The organism is Bowmanella denitrificans (assembly GCF_039522935.1).
Taxonomy (GTDB): Bacteria; Pseudomonadota; Gammaproteobacteria; order Enterobacterales; family Alteromonadaceae; genus Bowmanella; species Bowmanella denitrificans.
On sequence record NZ_BAAAEI010000003.1, the window covers coordinates 23127 to 44323 of the forward strand.

Below are 21197 nucleotides of genomic sequence, written 5' to 3' on the forward strand. Positions count from 1 at the left end.
ATCATTCTGTATTAATGCTCTGTTACCTAATACTGCTTATGGCGGCTGAAATTTCGAAATCTATGCAGAGCCCTCCCTCTAAATTATTGATTGTCAGGCTAAGTGCTATTGGTGATGTGGTGATGACCACAGGGCTGTTGAATCCACTCAGGGCAGCCTACCCGAATTGTGAGATAAGTTGGTTGATTGATGAGTCTATCGCCGATCTATTGTCCGAAAACCCGTCGGTACATTTAATTAAATGGCCAAAGCGTCATTGGCAGCAGTTGTGGCGGGATCGTCATTGGTCACGTCTTTTTAAAGAGGTGAGGGCTTTTCGACGCAGTTTGAAAGATGCAAAGTTTGATTGGGTTATTGATGCGCAGGGATTATTAAAAAGTGCCTTGCTGGCCAGATTTACCTCTGCTAACCGGCGCATTGGTTTTGCTGGCAAGGAAGGCAACGATTATCTGATGACCGAAGTGCTAGAGCGTCAACAGGGCAAGCAGATTGGTAGTGAATATCGTGGGCTACTAAGCTACCTGGGGTTGAATCCACAGCATTATCGAATGGCGCTGCCATCCGCTGTTGAGACCCAGAGTCATACGGCGGCCTTGCGGGCCAGGTTGTTCGCTGGGTCGAACTATATTTGTCTTGCTCCTTTCACCACTCGAGCGCAAAAGCATTGGCCTCACTCATATTGGCTGCAATTGTTGGCGTGGCTTAGCCAACATAATGGCTGGCCTTGTCTGATTCTGGGCGGACCCGGGGATCGTGACTTGGCAGAGCAGTTAACCCGTCAGCAAGCAAATACTTACCATTTATGTGGCCATACCAATCTATTGCAAAGCAGTGAACTGATCCGTACCTGCCGTTTGTTGGTTGGCGTCGATACCGGCCTGACGCATATGGCGGTTGCTCATGGGGTTCCGCTGGTGGCGCTGTTTGGTTCGACCCGTCCTTATCTTCAAACCTACCAGGACAATGCCCGGATTTTGTATGACAACAGGTCTTGCTCTCCTTGTCGGCGACATCCGGTTTGTGATGGAAGATTTGATTGTATGCATGAGCTGACACCTCATAGAGTTTCTGTGGCCATCGAGGAATTGCTAAATGAAAGTTCTGCATCTTGAACTGGGGCGACATCTCTATGGTGGCGCCAAACAGGTCGTGTATTTAATGCGGGGCTTGCTTGAGTTCCAGGTAGAGAATGTCTTGGTTTGTGCCGCGCAGAGTGCAATTGCTGATACCGCCCAGCCCTATGCTCGGGTCGTTCCCATCCTGTATGGCGGAGAATGGGACCTGCGCATTCTGTACCAGCTGTTTAGCATTATTGGTCGGGAAAAGCCTGATCTGGTGCACCTGCATAGTCGTCGCGGTGCAGATACCTGGGGATTGCTGACTACCAGACTGGCGGGGGTACCTGTCGTCTGTTCCCGAAGGGTAGATAACAAAGAGCCTGCGTGGTTGGCCAGATTGAAGTACCGCAGTTGCAATAAGGTTATTTGTATCTCTGACGGAATTCGTCGGGTACTGATTGACGAAGGTATACCGGCCTGTCATCTGCACCGTATTCACAGTGCGGTTGACTTAGCTGAATATCAGCCAGTGCAGGACAAAGCCTGGTTTCTGGACACGTTCAAATTGAGCGGCAAAGAATTGGTTATCGGCTGTTTTGCCCAACTAATTGACAGGAAAGGGCAATCACTGCTGATTCGAGCGATTGCCAACCTGTGGCAGCGACACCCGAACATCCGTCTGTTGCTCTTCGGGCAGGGGCCCAATGAACAGAAACTCCGGGTATTAATCCAAGATTTAGGTATGCAGGGTGTAGTGCATTTCATGGGGTTCAGAAAGGATGTTGCGCGGATTATGCCGAATATCGATTTGGTTGTTCATCCCGCCTTCGCAGAGGGGTTGGGCGTAGCTTTACTGCAAGCGGCAGCTTGTGGCATTGCGGTTATTGCTTCCCGTGTTGGAGGCATTCCAGAAGTTATTGAGGATCAGAAAACCGGACTGTTGGTTGATCCCGGCCAACTTGGACAACTTCAAAGTGCCATAGAGCAGCTGCTGGAAACACCGCACTTGAGAAGACAAATGGGCGCCAGAGCGAGAGAAAAAATGCAACATCAGTTCTCACCGCAGGTTATGAGCGCGCAAAACTACCACCTTTACCTTGAAGTGCTCGCCAACATTTAACTACATGCCATTTAAGTCCGAGTTAAAAAAACAAAGTAACAGTTTGATTTCAGGTGATAAATACTTTTGAATTGGGAGAGTTGCGCTATGCTTGAAATGTAAACAGCGTGGCAAAGGCACATAAGGCAGGGAAGTGAAAACCAGCAAATATTTGAAACTGATAATTGGCCTGTTGGTGCTCAGCTTGTCTGCCGCTGTATCCGCCAGTGATGCCGAGGTTATTGTCAACGCGGACAGCCAGGTTTTACATCTGTCACCGGCGCAACTTCGGCGCATTTTTACCATGCGTCAACGTCAGTGGCCAAACGGCACGCTGATCAAAGTTTTCGTATTACCCAATCAAAACCCGCTTCACCAGCACTTCTGTAAATCTCAATTGAATATGTTTCCTTATCAGTTGGAACGGCTGTGGAACAAATTAGTGTATTCGGGTTTGAGTGAACGTCCTGTTGAGGTTTATGACCAGCAGCAAATGCTTCAGGTTATTGCACAAACCCCAGGTGCCATAGGCTACATTGGCAAAGGTATGGATATTCAAGATGTCGGGGTGTTACTTATCACTATCAGTGAGGACGACAGTAATGAATAAACACAACAATATTGGGTTACTGTTGAGCTGTTGGTTGGGCTTGAGCGCTGTCGCATCTGATTGTTGGGCAGAAGAGGACATAGTCTGGCATGGCTTTTTATCGCAGGGCTTAATGCAGGCAAGTAAGAGTAACTTTGTTAATGATGATGGGGATATTTCCTACCGACTTACCGAAGCAGGGATAAATCTCTCTTATCAGATTAATCCCAGCCTGCGACTGGCTTCTCAGGTTGTCTATCTGAATGGCGGCAATCGTTATCCTGAGGGTTTACGCCTTGATTACCTGTTTCTGGACTGGAGTGTATACACCAGTGATAACTGGGAGCTCAGGCTCAACTTAGGCAGATTTAAAAATTATCACTGGCTGTATTCATCAACCCGGGATATTCCTCACACGCGTCCTTCAATAGTTTTGCCCCAGTCACTCTACTATGATGCTTTCAGAGACTTTGCTAAAGGCAATGATGGTCTTGCCGCCCTGGCACAGGGCGATAGTCGTTGGGGAAATTGGGAACTGAATTGGAGTTATGGAGCTACTCCTATTGAAAAGGCATTGACCAGAACCTTGTTGGGCGAATTAGCCACCGGAAAGCTTGAGCAAGTTTTCGACCATCAGGCGAGCTTTTATTTTCAGCCCAAAGACAGCTATAGCCAGTTTGGTATTGCCATGGTCAGTTCCGACTTCAGGTATAAAGTTGGCAATACGGACTTTTTTGTCGATGGCGATGCCGGTACCAGGCGCTGGATAGCAAGTTATAAATACAGTGCGGAGCATTGGGATTTGTCAATGGAAGCCGTTCACGAGCAACTTAGCTACGACAACATCCTGTTTCCTGGCTATTACTTAAATACTTACTCTCAAGGTATTTATTGGCAAGGTCGGTGGTTTGTCAGTGACGCACTTACATTGCTGGGCCGCATAGACGTGGCTGATATAAATAAGGACGACCGAAGTGGCGTCTGGCTGGAAAAAAACAGCGAAGGACGAATCCCGAGGTATTTCGGCTATTCCGATAGCCTGACCCTCGGAATGACGTATTTACTATCTGAAAATTTTGCCCTTCAGGCTGAAGTACATCGGGTCAAAGGAACAGGGCGGCTGTCTCCTGCTGTTGTGCCCAACACCACTATTAACCGCAGTGAATATTGGAATTTGTGGGCGGTGCAACTGATGTATTGGTTCTGATATGCAGGTATTTATCAGCCTGCCGTGGAAAATCCTTGGCTTGCTTATTGCCGGTTTGCTGCTGGGCAGCGTGCTTCTCACTTACACCTGGCTGGATAAACTGGATGAAGATTTTGCCAAGCAACAGGAGTTTCTGCTCAACAAGGACGCCCAGCAGTATAAGCTGTTGACAGATATGCTGTTAAATCGCATGGAGACCAGGCTTGAGTCTTTGGTCCGGTTTCGCAGTCTGGATGGGCAGAGCAAAGAGCAGGTGGCCCAACTGGTGGAAGAGGAAATTGAGCATCTGCAAATGAATTGGCAGGTTGGCGATTTGTGGTTGTTCAAACAAGATGGTGAGTTACTTTACGGCACCACCTCAAAAACGCCGGCACATATTCTCAGAGATAAGCAAAAGGTGGCTGATCAACAAATGTCGGTGGCCAATATCCGCTGTGATCGCATTTGTGAACTGTATGTCAGTGTGCCTATCCTACTTGGTCAGCAGTCCTGGGCCATTCTGTCTTCAAGCAGCTCTTTATTGGAAACCCTGGCCTACCTGAACCAGGCAACTGGCGCCGATCTGGCACTTTTTAAAGACACCGCAAATCACCAGCGTGGAAGTTTGTTCAGTGACCTCAGGCTGCAAGAACCCCTGGCTATTAGTAAGAAGCATAAATTGCAGTATGTTCTCAGTCAGATGCCGGAAAATTTGTACCTAAAAGATATGCTCGAGAATGGCGCCCGACTGGAACTGGAGGACAGTATGTTGCTGCTCAACCTGTTACCTTTGCAACAGGAGCAGCAGAGCGCTTATTTGCTGTTGATGCACGATATCACTGAGTTTAGTCGTGCACATAAAGCCTATCAACAGCGGGTACTCTGGATTGCAGTCAGCGTATTTTTGTTACTGCTGGGCTTGTTTTTCTGGTTGACGCGGCGTTTTCGCCGACGTTTGGTATCGTTAGCCGGAAGCTTGCCGTTATTAGCACAAAAACGTTATCAGGACTTTCACAAGCGGCAAAGTCAGGCCACAACGTTGTTCCGTGATGAACTGGAAATACTGCAGGATTCAGCCACGTCTCTTGGCGAAGAATTGGAACGATTGGATGGTCAGGTAGAAGCCTATACCCGGGAGCTGGAGAACATCGCCATGTTCGACAAACTGACCGGTCTGCCCAATCGCAATAAACTCAGTTTTTATCTGGGTGACATTTTACCAACGCTAGTTGATAAGCACGGCATCCTGTCGGTGTTGTTCCTTGATTTCGATAATTTCCGCAAAATCAATGATAGTCATGGTCATTCTTTGGGTGATGATTTTCTCGTGACCGTTACCAAGGAACTCTACTTATGTATCGAGAAAGAGGATTTTATTTGCCGTTTTGGCGGAGATGAGTTTGTACTGGTTTTAGCTCCGCGCAAGGATGAGCGGCAAATATTAAAAGTGGCAGAGGCTATTCAGCGTCGTTTCTGCCAGCCTGTGCAGGTGCAAAATCTGAGCTTTCATGTCTCGGTGAGCATTGGCATTTCGGTCACCATGGAACCCACAGCAGAGCCTGAAGAGTTAATTCGCCAGGCAGACATGGCCATGTATCACGCAAAAGATCAGGGTGGCAATCGTCCCTGCCTTTATAATGAGCAAATGTACCGGGCTTTGACGCGTCGAACACAACTGGAAGAAGAGGTTCGGGAAGCCCTGAATTACGACGAACTCAGCTTTGCGTTGCAGCCACAGATAGAGATTCTCACTGGCCGACTGGTTGGCTTTGAAGCTTTGTTGCGCTGGATCCATCCACAGAAAGGTTTTGTGCCACCCGACGAGTTTATCCCCTTACTGGAAAATACCGAAAGCATGTTAAGAATTGGCTATTGGGGGTTAAGAAAAGCCTTTGAAATTCTGCAGCGCTTAAGAGCAATGGGTTTAATGGGATGCAAAATAGCAGTGAACCTGTCTGCTGAACAAATGTTAGACAGTCGGTTAGGTCCTTATTTACAAGAACTTCTGGCAGAGTTTGGTCCTTACGCACAGTGGGTTGAGTTGGAACTGACCGAGCGCACACTGGTGATGGATATCGACCATTGCCTTGGCATTATGCACCAGTTGCGGGAGATGGGATTTAGTTTCTCCATTGATGATTTCGGAACAGGTTACTCCTCATTGAGTTATCTGAAAAAGATGCCGGTTGAGGTGATAAAGATCGATCGTAGTTTTGTTGCGGGTATGTTGGAAAATCATGCTGATTATCAAATCGTATCGTCCACCATTGCCATGGTGCATAACCTGGGCATGCGTGTTGTGGCAGAAGGGGTGGAAAATAAAGATCAACTTCGCTGCCTGAATGAGCTGGACTGCGAAATCGGCCAGGGATATTACATCTCCCGGCCTATTATGGAGTCTGACTTATTCAGTATTCTTTCGAGCAAAGTCAAGGACGGTATCTGGCAAGGCCTGGGGCATGCTGCCCAGATTCCGAACCTATAAAGTATCACCAGCGCTCGTTTGACCTCTGCAATGGTCTGACCGGGCAATTCCATCGCATCTATATACCTGCACCTGACTAGTCTTTTACAATAAGCCTTTGGCACAGTCCTAATGGAGCAAAACAATGAATAGTGGTTTTACTGCGCACCTGCAACAACAACTGGCAGACGTGCGGGAGCAGGGCCTGTATAAGGCAGAAAGAGTCATCACCTCTCAGCAGCAGGCAGACATCCGGGTTAGCAGCGGCGAGCAAGTACTGAACTTTTGTGCCAACAACTATTTAGGCCTGGCCAACCACCCTGAATTAATTGAAGCTGCCAAGCAAGGACTGGACAGCCATGGATTTGGTATGGCGTCAGTAAGGTTTATTTGTGGCACTCAGGAAATTCACAAACAGCTGGAAAACAAACTCAGCGAGTTCCTGCAAATGGAAGATACCATTCTGTATTCTTCCTGTTTTGACGCCAATGCCGGTTTATTCGAAACCTTGCTGGGGCCGGAAGACGCCATTATCTCAGATGCTTTAAACCATGCCAGCATCATTGACGGTGTCCGCCTTTGTAAAGCTAAACGTTACCGCTATGCCAATAACGATATGCAGGAGCTGGAGACGCAACTGCAACAGGCACAGGCAGATGGGGTCAGGTTCAAACTGATCGCCACTGATGGCGTGTTTTCCATGGATGGGGTGATTGCCAACCTGAAAGCGGTCTGTGATTTGGCTGATAAATACGATGCCCTGGTGATGGTGGATGACTCTCACGCGGTGGGATTTGTCGGTGAGCAGGGGCGTGGTAGCCATGAACATTGTGATGTAATGGGGCGGGTAGATATTATTACCGGTACCTTGGGTAAGGCCCTTGGTGGTGCTTCAGGTGGTTTCACTTCTGGCAAAAAGGAAGTGATTGACTGGTTGCGGCAGCGTTCACGTCCATATCTTTTTTCAAATTCTCTTGCGCCAGCTATTGTATCGGCGTCTATCCGGGTGTTGGATATGTTGGCCGAGGGCGGCGAGTTACGCCATCGTCTGCGCGAAAACAGTCAGTATTTCCGTCAGCGCATGACAGAGGCCGGTTTCACATTAGCAGGCGCAGACCATGCCATTATTCCGGTGATGTTGGGCGATGCCAAGCTGGCCGCACAAATGGCGGAAAAAATGCTTGAACGTGGTATTTATGTGGTGGGCTTCTCATTCCCCGTGGTACCTCAGGGGCAAGCCAGAATCCGTACCCAAATGTCCGCCGCGCATACTCGCGAACAGTTGGATTGTGCCATAGACGCCTTTATTGCTGTGGGTAAAGAATTGGGAGTGATAGCATGAAATCCCTGTCAAAACTGCATGCCAAACCAGGCATTTGGCTGACCGAGACAGATAAGCCGGAAGTGGGTCATAACGACCTGCTGATTAAGATTCGCAAGACCGCCATTTGTGGCACTGATATGCATATTTATCATTGGGACGAATGGTCACAAAAAACCATTCCTGTGCCCATGGTGGTAGGGCATGAATATGTCGGTGAAGTCGTCGACATGGGGCAGGAAGTGGCTGGTTTTAAAGTTGGTGACAGGGTATCTGGTGAAGGCCATATTACCTGCGGATATTGCCGTAATTGTCGGGCCGGACGCCGTCATCTGTGCCGCAACACCACGGGTGTTGGGGTTAATAGAGCCGGGGCGTTTGCCGAGTATCTGGTCATTCCTGCCTTTAATGCCTTCAAAATTCCAGACAATATTTCCGATGAACTGGCTTCCATCTTCGACCCATTCGGTAATGCCGTGCATACCGCGTTATCTTTTGATTTGGTGGGTGAAGATGTATTGATTACCGGTGCCGGCCCTATTGGCATTATGGCTGCCGCTGTCGCCCGTCATGTTGGGGCCCGCCATGTGGTGATCACCGATTTAAATGACTATCGTCTGGAACTGGCCAGAAAAATGGGGGCTACCCGGGCAGTGAATGTGGGTAAGGAGAACCTTGCCGATGTTATGAAAGAACTGGGCATGACTGAGGGGTTCGATGTTGGCCTGGAAATGTCCGGCGTACCTGCAGCGTTTCGGGATATGCTGGCCAAGATGAATCACGGCGGTAAAATTGCCATGTTAGGTATTCCTTCCGGTGAGACCGCCATTGACTGGAATCAGGTGATTTTCAAAGGGCTGATTATTAAAGGTATCTACGGACGGGAAATGTTTGAAACCTGGTATAAGATGGCCAGCCTGATCCAAAGTGGCTTGGATCTGAGCCCCATTATTACCCATAGATTCGCCGTTGATGATTTCCAGCAAGGCTTTGATGCGATGGCGTCGGGGCAGTCTGGTAAAGTCGTGTTGAGTTGGTAACGGGGATGGCGCAGTTTTTACACATTCAGGCAGATGCGGCCAGCAAAATGCTGGCCGGGGATCAAGCCACATTAGTGGATATTCGTGATATCCAGTCCTTTAATGCAGCCCATATTCAGGGCGCAATGCATTTGTCCAATGAGTCTCTCAATGGCTTTATGCAAGAGACCGCCAAAGACCGTCCGTTGATTGTTTGTTGCTATCATGGCATCAGCAGCCAACAGGCAGCCCAGTTTCTGGTCCAGCAGGGGTTCAATGAAGTGTACAGTCTGGACGGCGGATTTGAAGGCTGGCGTCAGAACTGGCCTTTTGTGAGCGGAGACTGAACATTTGCAGTTAGTGGCATTCAGCCAGGAAGCGCCAGCGCACTTACTGGCTAACTACCTGAATCAGCAAGGCATCATCGTAAGCTACCAATTGTTGGAAGGTGAGCATCCCCACGCCGTATTGCTAAAAGATGATAAGCGCTGGGAAGAAGCCCGGCTCATCACCCAGGACTTCCTACGCGACCCACGTCAGGCCAAATATCAGCAGGCTGCCTGGCAGCAAGGGCAGGTGGTGAACATGCAGCGTAGCCAGCAGGATATGTCGCCACAATTGCAAATGCTGATGCGTAGCCCGTTTACGCTGTTGGTACTGGTAGCTTGTACTTTGGTGTATTTGGGCAGCCTGATGGGGTGGTTCAGCCAGTTACAGCACATGTTATCTTTTCAGCCCCCGGCATTGCTGGTGGAAAACCAGCAGTGGTGGCGGCTGCTCGGGCCTGCATTTCTGCACTTCTCGGCGCTGCACATAGTCTTTAACCTATTGTGGTGGGCGATTCTCGCCAGCCAGATAGAGCAGAAATTCGGCACCCTGAATCTGTTGCTGGTGTTTGTGGTTACGGCCTTGCTATCTAACTACACACAGTATCTGCATACCGGACCTAATTTTGGCGGCCTGTCTGGCGTGGTTTATGGGGTGATGGGATTTGTCTGGTGGTGTGGTTGGCTGCGCCCGCAGTGGGGCTTACATCTTTCTAAACCACTGGTAGGGTTTATTCTGTTCTGGCTGATTTTAGGTTATGCCGATTTACTTTGGGTCAGTGTGGCAAATACCGCACATACGGTAGGCCTGGTAAGTGGCTGCTTACTTGCTCTAATTTATACCAGGCTGGGACGCTGAGCTCAACCTTGATAAAGGTACTTGGTAAATATCACATCCTTGATCATCTCTGAGCCGGTTTCCTGTTTCATCAGTTGCCGTAGCTTTTGCAGGCAATCCCGGCGAATTTCTTCGCGACCAGTAAGAGATTTAACTTTTTCTTCCGGCTGACGGCCAAAAATATCAATAGTCGTGGCCCTGAGCAGCGGTGAGTGATGTTCAGCTGCTTCAAGAAAAGAAGCGTCTTCAAGCATTAGTTCCACCGTGACCCTCACATACCCCAGGTTGCGGCTGCTGGTGCTAACATAATTAGTGACAATATCGGGTTCCAGACCAAAATAGGCGTAGGCTGCCATCGCCCGGGGTGAAATCAGCATCAGGGGTAGCAAAACCAGTACGACTATTTGTCTGTTGAACATAAGGTATAAGTTCCGGGTTTCTATTCACTATGGGTATTTTATCAACAAAATCATACAGACGGACAGTTCCGCACAGGTATTTTTCCGCCCACCTGATTTGCTGCTATGCGGCACCACGGGTATTATGACCACTATATCGTCTGAGTCACAAACCACCTTGAATTTATCTTTAGACTTTCCCTTTTCCCCTGCCGTCACCTGGCACAGTCCGGAGTTTATTGGGATACCGGATTTTCATCTGAAGAACTGGCTGTTGGATACCAGTTCCCTGACCGAACGCTTGCAGTCCCATTGCAGACACTTTCGTGTCCAGCTTCTTGGTCAGCAGCTTTTGCCCTTGCTGGACAATGAGAAAGCGCCTATGCAAAACCAACCCTGTCAGGTCAGGGAAGTGTTGCTGTGGGGAGAAGAGCATCCCTGGGTTTTTGCCCGCTCGCTGTTACCTGAGTCTTTGGTGCAGGAAGGCATGCGGGAACTGGCCGCACTGGGGGAGCAATCACTGGGTAAGGTATTGTTTAACAACAGTGATTGCCTGCGAGAACCCTTTGAGCTGACCAGACTGGGTACCGAACATGAGCTGATGACCAGGTTGGGGCTGCGTTGCAGTCATGATTTGTGGGGGCGCCGTTCTCGTTTTAGTTACAAGCACTGGCATATGATGGTGGCTGAGATATTTTTGCCGGGTTGCCCGGCCTACAAACAGTTTGGGGCTACGTATGTATAGCCGCACCAAGCTGGCTGCATTCGCGCGTCTGGCGCGAATGGATAAACCCATCGGCACATATTTGTTGCTTTGGCCAACATGGTGGGCGCTATGGATGGCGGCTGACGGCATGCCGGATTGGCCGTTGATTGTCATATTTAGCCTGGGGGTGTTTCTGATGCGCTCAGCTGGCTGTGTCATCAATGACTATGCCGACCGCCATGTGGATGGTGAAGTGAAGCGCACTGCGTCGCGTCCCCTGGTTAGCGGTGAAATCACAGAGCGACAAGCGCTGGGCTTTTTCACCTTGTTAGTACTGATGTCCTTCGGTCTGGTGCTGTTTTTAAACTGGCAGACTATTTTGCTGTCCTTTGGCGCCCTGGCGCTGGCGGCTTGCTACCCTTTTATGAAGCGTTACACACATTTGCCGCAATTCGTGCTTGGTGCCGCGTTCAGTTGGGCGATTCCCATGGCATGTATGGCCAGCCTGAGTTTTTTACCCTGGTGGAGCTGGTGGCTGTTTACTGCCAATATCCTATGGACGGTGGCCTACGACACTATGTATGCGATGGTGGACAGGGACGATGATCTTAGAATTGGTGTTAAGTCCACCGCTATCCTGTTTGGGCGATTTGACAAATTGATCATCGGCTGTTTACAACTGATGTTTCTCGGCATTCTGGCCTGGCTTGGCTTCTACCTGGCCTTTGGGGCGCTATACTTTGTCGGCTGGACTATAGCGGTATTGCTGTCCGGCTATCAGCAGTGGCTGATTGCCGGACGGGAACGGGAACCTTGCTTCAAGGCCTTCCTCAACAATCATTATGTGGGGTTGGCCATTACACTGGGATTGATACTCGATCTAGCTGTGCGGATGGTGTAACTGGTGCAGTTTCTGCACGATCCCGGAACTGACCAGAGACAGCACCATTTCTTTTAAGGCGGCACTTTGAGCAGACTGCTGTAACGCCCCGTCTTCGTCTGCTGCTACCAGGCCGTTGTCTTTGAGTGCATTCACAAAGCTTGAAAAGACGTTCTTATCGTAGAACTCTGGCGCATTGATGCCATTTACCGCACTCAGATGTTCTGCCAATTCGCGGCTCTGTTTCTCCAAGGTCGCGCGAGGGATTGATTGCTCCTTTTCCAGCAGTGTCAGTACGATGGCATAACGTTGTAAGGTTTGCTGGATGGTCTCGCTGAGTACTTGCAAAGTCCGGTAGTCCGCATCTGTGCGAGGTGGGGCAAGCAATTTGCCGTCAAGCTCTTTAATCAAGCCAAGTTCCAGCATCTGCTGCATTAACTGCTGACAATAGGTTGTCGCCTCGGTTAAGGTGAAATGCATAAACAGTTCACGCTTTAACAAAGGATAGATTGCCTTGATGTAATCTATCACTGCCGACTTTGGCGGCCCTGTCATTACTGCGGCGGCAATCAGGCTGGGTAATGCCAGCAGGTGCAAAATATTGTTGCGATAGTAAGTTTGAGTAATGGCACTATGTTCATTCAGTGACACTACCCGGCCAAATGCATCATCGCGGATACTGAACTTATTCAGAGCCAGGGTTTGTTTCAGCAGCGTATGACCATCAACATCAGGAATACTGCTTAACTGGCTATAGGGCGCCGCACGGAGCAGGGTCAGCAACTGATTAAGACTGCCAGCCAGATCATCTTCTTCCATTGCATGATTTTCTGCTGCTAACAGTACTAAGGAGCACAAGGCCATGCCGTTAATGGCGGCAGTCTGATTAATACGGCACATCACTTGATTGGCCAGATGGTTGACGGTGGGGGTGAGCCAGCTCGGTTTGCGTTCCACAGATAATGCATCGTCACGCCAGTTTGGCACCCGGCTGTCGAGATAACTGTTAAGCTGAATCGGTTCACCAAAACTCAGAAAACCATGACCATAATTCTTTAATTTCTTAATGGCGGAAAATACCTGCCAGAATGATTCTTTCTGTTTACTGCTGCCTTTTAGCTCTTTCAGGTAGCTACCTAATTCCATTACGTTCTCGTAGCCAAGATAGACCGGTACCAAACTCACTGGACGTTTTACCCCCTTTAACATGGCTTGTAATGTCATCGCCAGCATGCCGGTTTTTGGTGGTAACAACCGACCGGTTCGACTGCGCCCCCCTTCGGGATAGTACTTAACCGGGAAACCACGATTAAACAGAAACTCCAGGTACTCCTTGAAGACTGCGGTATAAAGTTTGTTACCGGCAAAGCTACGACGCAGGAAAAACGCGCCACCGCGGCGGAAGATTCCGCCCACCGGCCAGAAATTCAAATTGATACCTGCAGCAATATGTGGCGTGGCCAGTCCCTCATGGTAGATAACATAAGTCAAAAGCAGATAATCCATATGACTGCGATGGCAGGGGACATAGATGATTTCATGTCCGTTTTGCGCCAACTCACGGATGCGTGCCGCATTGTGCACTTCTATACCGTTATAAATCTTGTTCCATACCCGGGTCAGTAATCTGTCTGCCAGGCGAATGGTGCCTTCCCGATAATCTGCGGCAATCTCTTTTAAATAGCTCTCAGCCCGTTGTCTGGCTTGTTCAGCACTGAGCCTTTTATCCTGTTGTTCTTCAGTGATGGCATCTTTAACCGCTCTGGCGCCAAGAATGGCATTCTGCAGTTGCAAACGATCAATGCTGCGCGGCCCGGTCATCGCTTGTATACGGCGATAAAAATGTGTCCTGGCGACTCTGATTAACTTATGTGCAATGCGTTCATCACTGCCATTTTCTTCGAGCATGCGCCTGGAGGAAACGGCGCGGCTGAAATAGACAAAGTTGTCGCGACCTAAAAACAGCACAATAAAAAACTTTCGTAACCAACTTGGCGAGGCGCGGTCAGCCAACAAGTCAGACCAACCCGGTTTGGATTTGCCCGGAGCCCGGCCCCAGAAAATCGCCGTCGGTACTATTTGCATATCTATATCCGGCGTCTGCCGCTGCAACTGCAAAATATGTTGAAAGCTGTTCGCTATATCCGTTGCATGAATACGACGACTTATTAACCCCTGCGGTTCTTCCAGACTCAGGTTTGCCTGCAGCACCTGGCCGTTTAACTGCAAGGGGCGCAGGGGATCCGGTAAACCCAATTGCTCGGTTGCTTTCTGCAATGCAATCAGGTCGGTGGCAGAGTGGGTGTGCAACAAATAGATTATGGGTTTGTGTTGATCAATGCCCAGTTCCTGATGAATATCGGCAGGAATGCTTTTGGTTTTGACCAGCAAACGGGTTGGGTATTTAATCAGGTTTAGTAGCAGCTTGTGCAACCAGAACATCGCCAATGGACCTCCTGTAAAAGTGCGCGAAGCATAGCATCTTCTTGGTTTAATGTCCTTGTGCAGCATCAGCCCCTAGCATTTCAGACAGAATAAACAACAAGAGTTGCTATCTTGGTATAACTGGATATACTCACAGTAAAACTGTATGGAAAAACAGGCTTATGCGTCCACTTACACCCCGGCAGGAAGAAGTTCTGCAACTGATTAAAGATACTATGGCTCATACAGGTATGCCGCCTACCCGCGCAGAAATTGCCAAGCAGTTGGGGTTTCGTTCCGCCAATGCCGCCGAGGAACACCTTAAAGCTCTGTCCCGTAAAGGGGTGATAGACATTTTACCGGGCACGTCCAGAGGCATAAAGCTCAACATTCCAATGGACGGACAGGTTGAGGAGGAAGGCCTGCCACTCATCGGCAGAGTTGCTGCCGGTGAACCTATACTGGCACAACAGCACATCGAAACTCACTACAAAGTAGACCCGGATTTGTTTAAACCCAAAGCGGATTTTTTGCTCAGAGTGAATGGGATGAGCATGAAGGATATCGGCATTATGGACGGCGACCTGCTGGCAGTGCATCGTACCCTGGACGTGCATAACGGTCAGGTGGTGGTGGCCAGGGTCGATGATGACGTCACCGTCAAGCGTATTGAGCGACGTGGTCGAAGCGAAATTCTTTTACATGCGGAAAACGAAGAATTCGCGCCGATTAAAGTAGACTTAGCCACCCAGCCTTTTTCGATTGAAGGTATCGCGGTCGGGATTATCCGTAACAGCGATTGGATGTAATCACCTAACAATTATATCCAGGGACGGATGGTATGCCGATGTAGCAGGAGCACTCATCGGCGATATCCAGAGCCTGCTCTACAGGCGCTTCTGCCTGAACCATAGACCCCCATTTAATAGCCGCTCCTAATGGGCAACTTTCCCTGCACAATAAAACAATCAATAAATTAGCAGCTTAGCGAAAATTCGTGATTCCTGCTCACTTATGGTTAAAATTTGAGCGCTTGATTGTTATCCTCTCAGAAATCGCTGGACGCGCCCCGTACAGTTGAGTAATTCTTGTACTGCATTTAACAAAAATATAACAAGAAAGTGTCATTTTGTGTCCAACGGTACTTTCGATTTTCCGGGTTTCTGACACCGGAGTCTTTCAGTTCTGACATAGGAGACGTCACGTGGCCAGAAGTGTGTTGACCGCATTATTCGCAACCCTGCTGAGCGCTGCTGCCATGGCGCAGCCTTCCCAGTTGAACTTGCGCAAGGGGGTAACAGACATCAGTGCGCAGGTTTATGATCTGCACATGACCATTTTCTACATTTGCGTGGTGATTGGCATACTGGTCTTCGGCGCGATGTTTTTTGCGATGATCTTCCATCGTAAATCCAGAGGGGTAAAACCAGCCAATTTCCATGAAAGTGTCAAAGTGGAGGTGGCCTGGACGGTAGTGCCGTTTCTCATTCTTATTGGCATGGCGATTCCTGCTGCCAGTACTTTGATTGCCATGGAAGACACCAGCAAAGCGGATGTAACTGTGTTGGTCACCGGGTCTCAATGGAAATGGCACTATAAGTATATGGAAAACGAGGTGGAGTATTACTCGGTGTTGGCTACCCAACAGGAGCAGATTCACAACAAATTCAGCAAAGGCGAAAACTACTTGCTGGAAGTGGATCGTCCGCTGGTCATCCCCACAGATAAGAAAGTCCGCTTCCTGGTGACCTCTGATGATGTGATTCACTCCTGGTGGGTACCTGATTTTGCCGTGAAAAAAGATGCGAACCCAGGCTTTATTAACGAAGCCTGGGCCCGTGTTAATGAGCCTGGCATTTACCGGGGGCAGTGTGCAGAACTCTGTGGTAAGGACCATGGCTTTATGCCTGTGGTGGTAATAGCCAAGACTCCGGCTGAATACGATGCCTGGATTGCCGAGCAGGAAGCGATTCAGCGCAAAGCCAAAGAGGAAGAGCAAAAGCTTCTGGCCATGAATATGGACATGACCGAATTGATGGATTTGGGCAGTAAGGTTTACCAGAGTACCTGTGCTGCCTGCCATATGCCAAACGGTGAGGGGCTGCCGGGCGTGTTTCCTGGTTTGAAAGGTAGTGCCATAGCCACTGGCGATGTGCGCAAGCATATCGATGTGGTGGTCAACGGCGTTTCCGGTACTGCCATGCAGGCTTTTGGCAAGCAATTGAGCCTGAAAGAACTGGCCGCTGTGATTACATATGAACGTAATGCCTGGGGTAACAACACGGGTGAAACGGTGCAGGCCAAAGATGTCAACGCCGTCCAGACAGGCAAATAGGAGAATTATGATGAGTACCGCAGCAGAGCACCTGCACCACGACGAACATCATGACCATAAGCCATCCGGTATTAAGCGTTGGCTGTACACCACCAACCACAAAGATATCGGCACCCTGTATTTGTGGTTTGCCTTTATTATGTTCCTGATTGGCGGGGCCATGGCGATGGTGATCCGCGCTGAGTTGTTTCAGCCCGGCCTGCAGCTAGTGGATCCCAACTTTTTCAACCAGATGACCACAGTACATGGGCTGATTATGGTTTTTGGTGCGGTAATGCCGGCCTTTACCGGTTTAGCCAACTGGATGGTGCCACTGATGATTGGCGCGCCGGACATGGCCCTACCGAGGATGAATAACTGGAGTTTCTGGATCCTGCCTTTTGCGTTTTTGATCCTGCTCTCTTCGTTGTTTCTGGAAGGCGGTGGCCCGAATTTTGGCTGGACCTTTTATGCGCCGCTGTCCACCACCTACAGCAACGACAGCACGGCTTTATTTGTGTTTTCTGTGCATATTATGGGGGCATCCTCCATTATGGGCGCCATCAACGTTATTGTGACCATTTTTAATATGCGCGCACCAGGCATGACCTGGATGAAGATGCCGCTGTTTGTATGGACCTGGTTGATCACTGCCTTTCTGCTGATTGCGGTTATGCCGGTGTTAGCCGGGGCGGTGACTATGGTGCTGACAGATAAATTCTTTGGCACCAGCTTCTTTAATGCCGCGGGTGGTGGTGACCCGGTGCTGTTCCAGCATATTTTCTGGTTCTTTGGGCACCCGGAAGTCTACATCATGATTCTGCCGGCATTCGGCATTATCTCGCAGATTGTGCCAACCTTTTCACGTAAGCCATTGTTTGGTTATGCATCTATGGTGTACGCCACGGCTTCCATCGCATTGTTATCCTTCATTGTGTGGGCCCACCATATGTTTACCACGGGTATGCCGGTGGCAGCAGAGCTGTTCTTTATGTTTGCCACTATGCTGATTTCCGTGCCTACCGGCGTGAAGGTCTTTAACTGGGTGGCGACGATGTGGCGTGGCGCCATCAGTTTTGAAATTCCCATGCTGTTTGCCCTGGCGTTTATCGTGCTGTTCACTATAGGTGGCTTTTCCGGATTGATGCTGGCGATTACACCTGTGGACTTCCAGTACCATGATACTTACTTTGTGGTAGCACATTTCCACTATGTTTTAGTGACCGGGGCAGTGTTCTCCATTATGGCGGCGGTGTATTACTGGCTACCCAAATGGTGCGGTAAGATGTACGACCTGACGTTGGCCAAATGGCACTTCTGGTGTTCGCTGATCTCTGTCAATGTGCTGTTCTTCCCTATGCACTTTGTTGGACTGGCCGGGATGCCCAGGCGTATCCCTGATTATTCGCTGCAGTTTGCTGACTTTAATAAATGGGTCAGCATCGGTGGCTTTGCCTTTGGTCTGTCGCAGCTGATATTCCTGGCCTTGTTGATTAAAGCCTGCCGCAAACAAGGTGAAGCGGCCACAGATCAGGTTTGGGAAGGCGCTGAAGGACTGGAATGGGAAATCCCTTCACCTGCGCCTTACCATACCTTTGAAACACCTCCGGTGGTGAAGTAAGCCATGAATACGCCCACCCCGAATAATGGCAAGCTGGTGATCAAGTTAGTTGCCGTGGTGCTGGGCATGTTTGGCTTTGGTTTTGCGCTGGTGCCCTTGTATGACGTGTTCTGCGACGTGACGGGCATCAATGGCAAAACCAACCCCTATGCGGCGACCTATCAGGTGCAGGACATTGATACCAGCCGCACTATTACGGTGGAATTTATTACCCGCACCAATACCGGCATGCCATGGGAATTCAAAGCCAGAAGCAGGCAGGTTCAGGTTCATCCGGGGGAACTTAAAACCGTCGAGTTTTATGTGCGTAACCCAACCGGTAAAGATATCGTTGGCCAGGCCATCCCTTCCGTCTCACCAGGTACGGCAGCGTTGTACCTGAATAAGACAGAATGTTTTTGTTTTAATCAGCAGCCTCTGCCAGCAGGTGAAGAGGCATTAATGCCTATGCAGTTTTATGTGGATCCACAACTGCCGGAAGATATTGAGATATTTACTCTGTCCTACACTTTTTACGATGTGACTGAAACCGCGTCGACTGTGGCAATGAACCGCGGCTAAATGGAGAGCGACATGTCAGAACAACAATACGAAAAATATTATGTACCGGCCCAAAGCCCATGGCCCTTTGTCGGGGCAGTAGCATTGTTTCTCATTGCCGTCGGGGCTGGCAATTTTGTTATCGAATCCACCAAGGGCAAGGACGGCTACGGAGGTTGGATCCTGGTGGCGGGCCTGGCTGTGCTGCTATTTATGCTGGTCGGCTGGTTTCGCGATCAGATTGAAGAGTCTATGACGGGCATGCACTCCAGCCAGTTGGGGCGTTCGTACCGTCAGGGTATGAGCTGGTTTATTTTTTCTGAAGTGATGTTCTTCGCAGCATTCTTTGGCGCACTATTTTACGCCCGTATGATTGCTGTGCCCTGGTTGGGAGGCTCGTCAAACAATGCCATGACCAACGAGGTGTTGTGGCCGGGTTTCGAAGCTATGTGGCCCTTGGTTAAGACCCCTGATGGCACGACAACTGAGGCCATGGGCTGGTATGGGCTGCCGCTGATCAATACCGTGATTCTGCTGATTTCCTCCGTAACAGCGCACTTCGCTCATGTGGCGTTGGAGGAGGGAAAACGCAAACAACTGACGTTGTTCCTGGGGCTGACCATCTTGTTAGGTATCGGCTTTTTGACACTGCAAGTGGAAGAATACGTGCATGCCTATCGTGAGATGGGACTGATGCTGACTTCAGGGGTGTATGGCAACACCTTCTTTATGCTGACCGGCTTCCATGGCTTGCATGTTACGCTGGGAACTATTTTACTGATTGTGATGTTCTTCAGGGTACTTAAAGGTCATTTCAATAAAGACAACCAGTTTGCGTTTCAGGCTGCCAGTTGGTACTGGCACTTTGTTGATGTGGTGTGGGTATTGCTGTTTATCTTTGTTTACATACTTTGACACTAAGGCGAGCCGTTAGTAAGGGCGGGGGTTGGGTGTAATCCAACCCATCGCCACGGCAATTATCAACAGCAGTATTATAATGGCTGACGTCAGAACCCGCCGACCAATAAACTTGGTCATTGATGTACCGCCACTGTCCCCTTTTAACATGATTTTCATGGCGCGAAAGAGGTTGAACACCATAAAGATCAACAGACAAACTATCAGAATCTTTAATAACAATGTGCTTCTCCTATGCTCAGTCGTCTGAAAGCCATACCCTGGATGACCGTTGGCATTGCCTTGCTGGCCATACTGCTTATGCTGCGATTGGGATTCTGGCAATTGTCCCGGGCCGAGCAAAAACAACTGCGTGCCCAACAACTTGAACAGCGTGCCGCTAACAATCCACTTTCTTTACAAGATATTAACAGACAGCCAGGGAATGTCGCGGATTTTCCGGTGCAGGTCAGTGGTCACCTTGATATTGGTAAAGTCTTTTTATGGGACAACCGGGTGTTAAAAGGTCAGGTGGGCTATGAAGTGCTAGTGCCAATGACGACCAATGCCGGAGAAGTGCTGATTAATTTTGGCTGGATAAAAGCGCCGCCACTGCGAACTCAACTACCTGAAATCGATTTGCCCACAGCCCTGTTAACGCTGCAAGGTGTGGTGGTTATGCCGGGTGATAATCTTGTCAGTCGGGAAGTATCTGAGTCGGGCTGGCCCAGGAGAGTGCAGCAACCTTCGCCTGAGCAATTGGCAAAACAATTAGGACGCGATCTGTTGCCCTATATTGTGCAACTGAATGACAGCCAAGCCTATGGTTTTACTAACAACTGGCATCCACTGGTAATGCCTGCTGAGAAACATCTGGCCTATGCGGTGCAATGGTTCGGCCTGGCTTTAGCCTGCTTTATCATCACCCTTATTGCTTTGCATAAACAAAGGAAAAAACATGGTAATTCAAGGGCATCGTAAAACATTTATATTAGTTGCTGTGATTTTTATCCTGCCGGTACTGTTGGCCAAACTGGCCCTGGAAATGGGCTGGTTCAACCGGGCTTCCACCAATAACGGGCAACTACTGGAGCCCAGTCTGGACTTGTCGATGCTTGACTCCCAGCACAAGTGGCGGTTGCTGTATCTGCTGCCGGCAGACTGTGACAGCAGTTGCGAAAATGCACTGATAGCCATCAATCAGGTATGGGTCGCGCTGGGCAGAGAGCAAGACAGAGCTGAGCCCGTGGTGATTCTGACCGACAACAGTGATAGCCGACCGCGGCAGCAATTGGACAAGTTAACAGGGGTACGACTGCTGAATGTGGCATCCCAAGATGTTAATGAAGTGTTTAAAGATGTGCCGACTGATGGTATTTTTCTGGTAGACACCCTGGATAATGTGATTTTGCGTTATCCGCTACAAACAGAACAACAACAAGCCGTGCTGCATAGCCGGGAAATACTGGCCGATCTGCGAAAACTGCTGAAGCTTTCCAGAATCGGATAAGGGAATG

The 21197-nt window shown here is 49.4% G+C and carries 21 protein-coding genes; 18 read left to right on the top strand and 3 right to left on the bottom strand.

What is annotated here, in order from left to right; all coding sequences use genetic code 11:
• Window positions 1-62: 62 nt before the first annotated feature.
• The 9 genes from ABD028_RS02370 to glpG all read left to right on the top strand — a co-directional run bounded on the left by ABD028_RS02370 (window position 63) and on the right by glpG (window position 9921).
• Window positions 63-1112, top strand: coding sequence for a glycosyltransferase family 9 protein (locus ABD028_RS02370; protein ID WP_343841303.1), 1050 nt, complete (start codon window positions 63-65; stop codon window positions 1110-1112).
• Window positions 1093-2178, top strand: coding sequence for a glycosyltransferase (locus ABD028_RS02375; protein WP_343841305.1), 1086 nt, complete (start codon window positions 1093-1095; stop codon window positions 2176-2178). Before ABD028_RS02370 ends, ABD028_RS02375 begins: the two co-directional genes overlap by 20 nt.
• Before the next feature lie 133 nt (window positions 2179-2311).
• Window positions 2312-2767, top strand: coding sequence for a hypothetical protein (locus ABD028_RS02380; protein WP_343841308.1), 456 nt, complete (start codon window positions 2312-2314; stop codon window positions 2765-2767).
• Window positions 2760-3953, top strand: a complete 1194-nt coding sequence (locus tag ABD028_RS02385) for a TonB-dependent receptor (protein ID WP_343841311.1) — start codon at window positions 2760-2762, stop codon at window positions 3951-3953. The genes ABD028_RS02380 and ABD028_RS02385 overlap by 8 nt, the downstream gene beginning before the upstream one ends.
• A 1-nt stretch (window position 3954) precedes the next feature.
• Complete coding sequence (locus tag ABD028_RS02390) at window positions 3955-6417, top strand: putative bifunctional diguanylate cyclase/phosphodiesterase (protein ID WP_343841313.1); 2463 nt, start codon at window positions 3955-3957, stop codon at window positions 6415-6417.
• Between the two features lie 124 nt (window positions 6418-6541).
• Entirely contained in the window at window positions 6542-7738 is a 1197-nt protein-coding gene (locus tag ABD028_RS02395; protein ID WP_343841316.1) for a glycine C-acetyltransferase, read from the top strand.
• Entirely contained in the window at window positions 7735-8757 is a 1023-nt protein-coding gene (gene tdh / locus ABD028_RS02400; protein ID WP_102798556.1) for an L-threonine 3-dehydrogenase, read from the top strand. Before ABD028_RS02395 ends, tdh begins: the two co-directional genes overlap by 4 nt.
• A gap of 5 nt (window positions 8758-8762) precedes the next feature.
• Window positions 8763-9083: a thiosulfate sulfurtransferase GlpE gene (glpE, locus tag ABD028_RS02405; RefSeq protein ID WP_343841319.1), complete on the top strand. Its 321-nt coding sequence runs from the start codon at window positions 8763-8765 to the stop codon at window positions 9081-9083.
• A 4-nt stretch (window positions 9084-9087) separates the two neighbouring features.
• Window positions 9088-9921, top strand: coding sequence for a rhomboid family intramembrane serine protease GlpG (gene glpG / locus ABD028_RS02410; RefSeq protein ID WP_343841322.1), 834 nt, complete (start codon window positions 9088-9090; stop codon window positions 9919-9921).
• Window positions 9922-9923: 2 nt separating this feature from the next.
• On the opposite strand, the gene ABD028_RS02415 is transcribed toward glpG, so the two are convergent.
• Window positions 9924-10277: a flagellar basal body-associated protein FliL gene (locus ABD028_RS02415; protein ID WP_102798602.1), complete on the bottom strand. Its 354-nt coding sequence runs from the start codon at window positions 10275-10277 to the stop codon at window positions 9924-9926.
• Window positions 10278-10476: 199 nt separating this feature from the next.
• Between ABD028_RS02415 and ABD028_RS02420 the strand changes: the two genes are divergently transcribed.
• Together ABD028_RS02420 and ubiA are read left to right on the top strand one after the other, a co-directional pair.
• On the top strand, window positions 10477-11043 hold the full coding sequence (locus ABD028_RS02420) for a chorismate--pyruvate lyase family protein (protein ID WP_343841325.1): 567 nt from the start codon (window positions 10477-10479) through the stop codon (window positions 11041-11043).
• A complete protein-coding gene (gene ubiA, locus ABD028_RS02425; RefSeq protein WP_343841328.1) occupies window positions 11036-11905 on the top strand; it encodes a 4-hydroxybenzoate octaprenyltransferase in 870 nt (289 codons plus the stop codon). The genes ABD028_RS02420 and ubiA overlap by 8 nt, the downstream gene beginning before the upstream one ends.
• On the opposite strand, the gene plsB is transcribed toward ubiA, so the two are convergent.
• Window positions 11885-14326, bottom strand: a complete 2442-nt coding sequence (plsB, locus tag ABD028_RS02430) for a glycerol-3-phosphate 1-O-acyltransferase PlsB (protein ID WP_343841490.1) — start codon at window positions 14324-14326, stop codon at window positions 11885-11887. The genes ubiA and plsB overlap by 21 nt on opposite strands.
• Window positions 14327-14490: 164 nt before the next feature.
• Between plsB and lexA the strand changes: the two genes are divergently transcribed.
• The 5 genes from lexA to ABD028_RS02455 all read left to right on the top strand — a co-directional run bounded on the left by lexA (window position 14491) and on the right by ABD028_RS02455 (window position 19698).
• Window positions 14491-15117 carry a transcriptional repressor LexA gene (gene lexA, locus ABD028_RS02435; RefSeq protein WP_102798562.1) on the top strand — a complete coding sequence of 209 codons (627 nt, stop codon included), beginning with the start codon at window positions 14491-14493 and terminating at the stop codon, window positions 15115-15117.
• Window positions 15118-15566: 449 nt separating this feature from the next.
• Window positions 15567-16643: a cytochrome c oxidase subunit II gene (coxB, locus tag ABD028_RS02440; RefSeq protein WP_102798603.1), complete on the top strand. Its 1077-nt coding sequence runs from the start codon at window positions 15567-15569 to the stop codon at window positions 16641-16643.
• 10 nt (window positions 16644-16653) lie between these two features.
• Window positions 16654-18243 carry a cytochrome c oxidase subunit I gene (ctaD, locus tag ABD028_RS02445; protein ID WP_102798563.1) on the top strand — a complete coding sequence of 530 codons (1590 nt, stop codon included), beginning with the start codon at window positions 16654-16656 and terminating at the stop codon, window positions 18241-18243.
• Window positions 18244-18246: 3 nt separating this feature from the next.
• Window positions 18247-18804: a cytochrome c oxidase assembly protein gene (locus ABD028_RS02450; protein WP_343841331.1), complete on the top strand. Its 558-nt coding sequence runs from the start codon at window positions 18247-18249 to the stop codon at window positions 18802-18804.
• A gap of 12 nt (window positions 18805-18816) precedes the next feature.
• On the top strand, window positions 18817-19698 hold the full coding sequence (locus tag ABD028_RS02455) for a cytochrome c oxidase subunit 3 (protein WP_343841334.1): 882 nt from the start codon (window positions 18817-18819) through the stop codon (window positions 19696-19698).
• A 15-nt stretch (window positions 19699-19713) separates the two neighbouring features.
• On the opposite strand, the gene ABD028_RS02460 is transcribed toward ABD028_RS02455, so the two are convergent.
• Window positions 19714-19923: a DUF2909 domain-containing protein gene (locus ABD028_RS02460; protein ID WP_102798566.1), complete on the bottom strand. Its 210-nt coding sequence runs from the start codon at window positions 19921-19923 to the stop codon at window positions 19714-19716.
• A gap of 12 nt (window positions 19924-19935) precedes the next feature.
• Between ABD028_RS02460 and ABD028_RS02465 the strand changes: the two genes are divergently transcribed.
• Complete coding sequence (locus ABD028_RS02465) at window positions 19936-20661, top strand: SURF1 family protein (RefSeq protein WP_343841338.1); 726 nt, start codon at window positions 19936-19938, stop codon at window positions 20659-20661.
• Window positions 20639-21190: a hypothetical protein gene (locus ABD028_RS02470; protein ID WP_343841341.1), complete on the top strand. Its 552-nt coding sequence runs from the start codon at window positions 20639-20641 to the stop codon at window positions 21188-21190. The genes ABD028_RS02465 and ABD028_RS02470 overlap by 23 nt, the downstream gene beginning before the upstream one ends.
• Window positions 21191-21197: the final 7 nt, after the last annotated feature.

Coding starts and splice junctions, on each gene's coding strand:
- ABD028_RS02370 (WP_343841303.1), top strand. CDS start 63: ATGCAGAGCCCTCCCTCTAAATTATTGATTGTCAGGCTAAGTGCTATT.
- ABD028_RS02375 (WP_343841305.1), top strand. CDS start 1,093: ATGAAAGTTCTGCATCTTGAACTGGGGCGACATCTCTATGGTGGCGCC.
- ABD028_RS02385 (WP_343841311.1), top strand. CDS start 2,760: ATGAATAAACACAACAATATTGGGTTACTGTTGAGCTGTTGGTTGGGC.
- ABD028_RS02390 (WP_343841313.1), top strand. CDS start 3,955: ATGCAGGTATTTATCAGCCTGCCGTGGAAAATCCTTGGCTTGCTTATT.
- ABD028_RS02395 (WP_343841316.1), top strand. CDS start 6,542: ATGAATAGTGGTTTTACTGCGCACCTGCAACAACAACTGGCAGACGTG.
- tdh (WP_102798556.1), top strand. CDS start 7,735: ATGAAATCCCTGTCAAAACTGCATGCCAAACCAGGCATTTGGCTGACC.
- glpE (WP_343841319.1), top strand. CDS start 8,763: ATGGCGCAGTTTTTACACATTCAGGCAGATGCGGCCAGCAAAATGCTG.
- ABD028_RS02415 (WP_102798602.1), bottom strand. CDS start 10,277: ATGCTGATTTCACCCCGGGCGATGGCAGCCTACGCCTATTTTGGTCTG.
- ubiA (WP_343841328.1), top strand. CDS start 11,036: ATGTATAGCCGCACCAAGCTGGCTGCATTCGCGCGTCTGGCGCGAATG.
- plsB (WP_343841490.1), bottom strand. CDS start 14,326: ATGTTCTGGTTGCACAAGCTGCTACTAAACCTGATTAAATACCCAACC.
- lexA (WP_102798562.1), top strand. CDS start 14,491: ATGCGTCCACTTACACCCCGGCAGGAAGAAGTTCTGCAACTGATTAAA.
- coxB (WP_102798603.1), top strand. CDS start 15,567: ATGGCGCAGCCTTCCCAGTTGAACTTGCGCAAGGGGGTAACAGACATC.
- ctaD (WP_102798563.1), top strand. CDS start 16,654: ATGAGTACCGCAGCAGAGCACCTGCACCACGACGAACATCATGACCAT.
- ABD028_RS02450 (WP_343841331.1), top strand. CDS start 18,247: ATGAATACGCCCACCCCGAATAATGGCAAGCTGGTGATCAAGTTAGTT.
- ABD028_RS02455 (WP_343841334.1), top strand. CDS start 18,817: ATGTCAGAACAACAATACGAAAAATATTATGTACCGGCCCAAAGCCCA.
- ABD028_RS02465 (WP_343841338.1), top strand. CDS start 19,936: ATGCTCAGTCGTCTGAAAGCCATACCCTGGATGACCGTTGGCATTGCC.
- ABD028_RS02470 (WP_343841341.1), top strand. CDS start 20,639: ATGGTAATTCAAGGGCATCGTAAAACATTTATATTAGTTGCTGTGATT.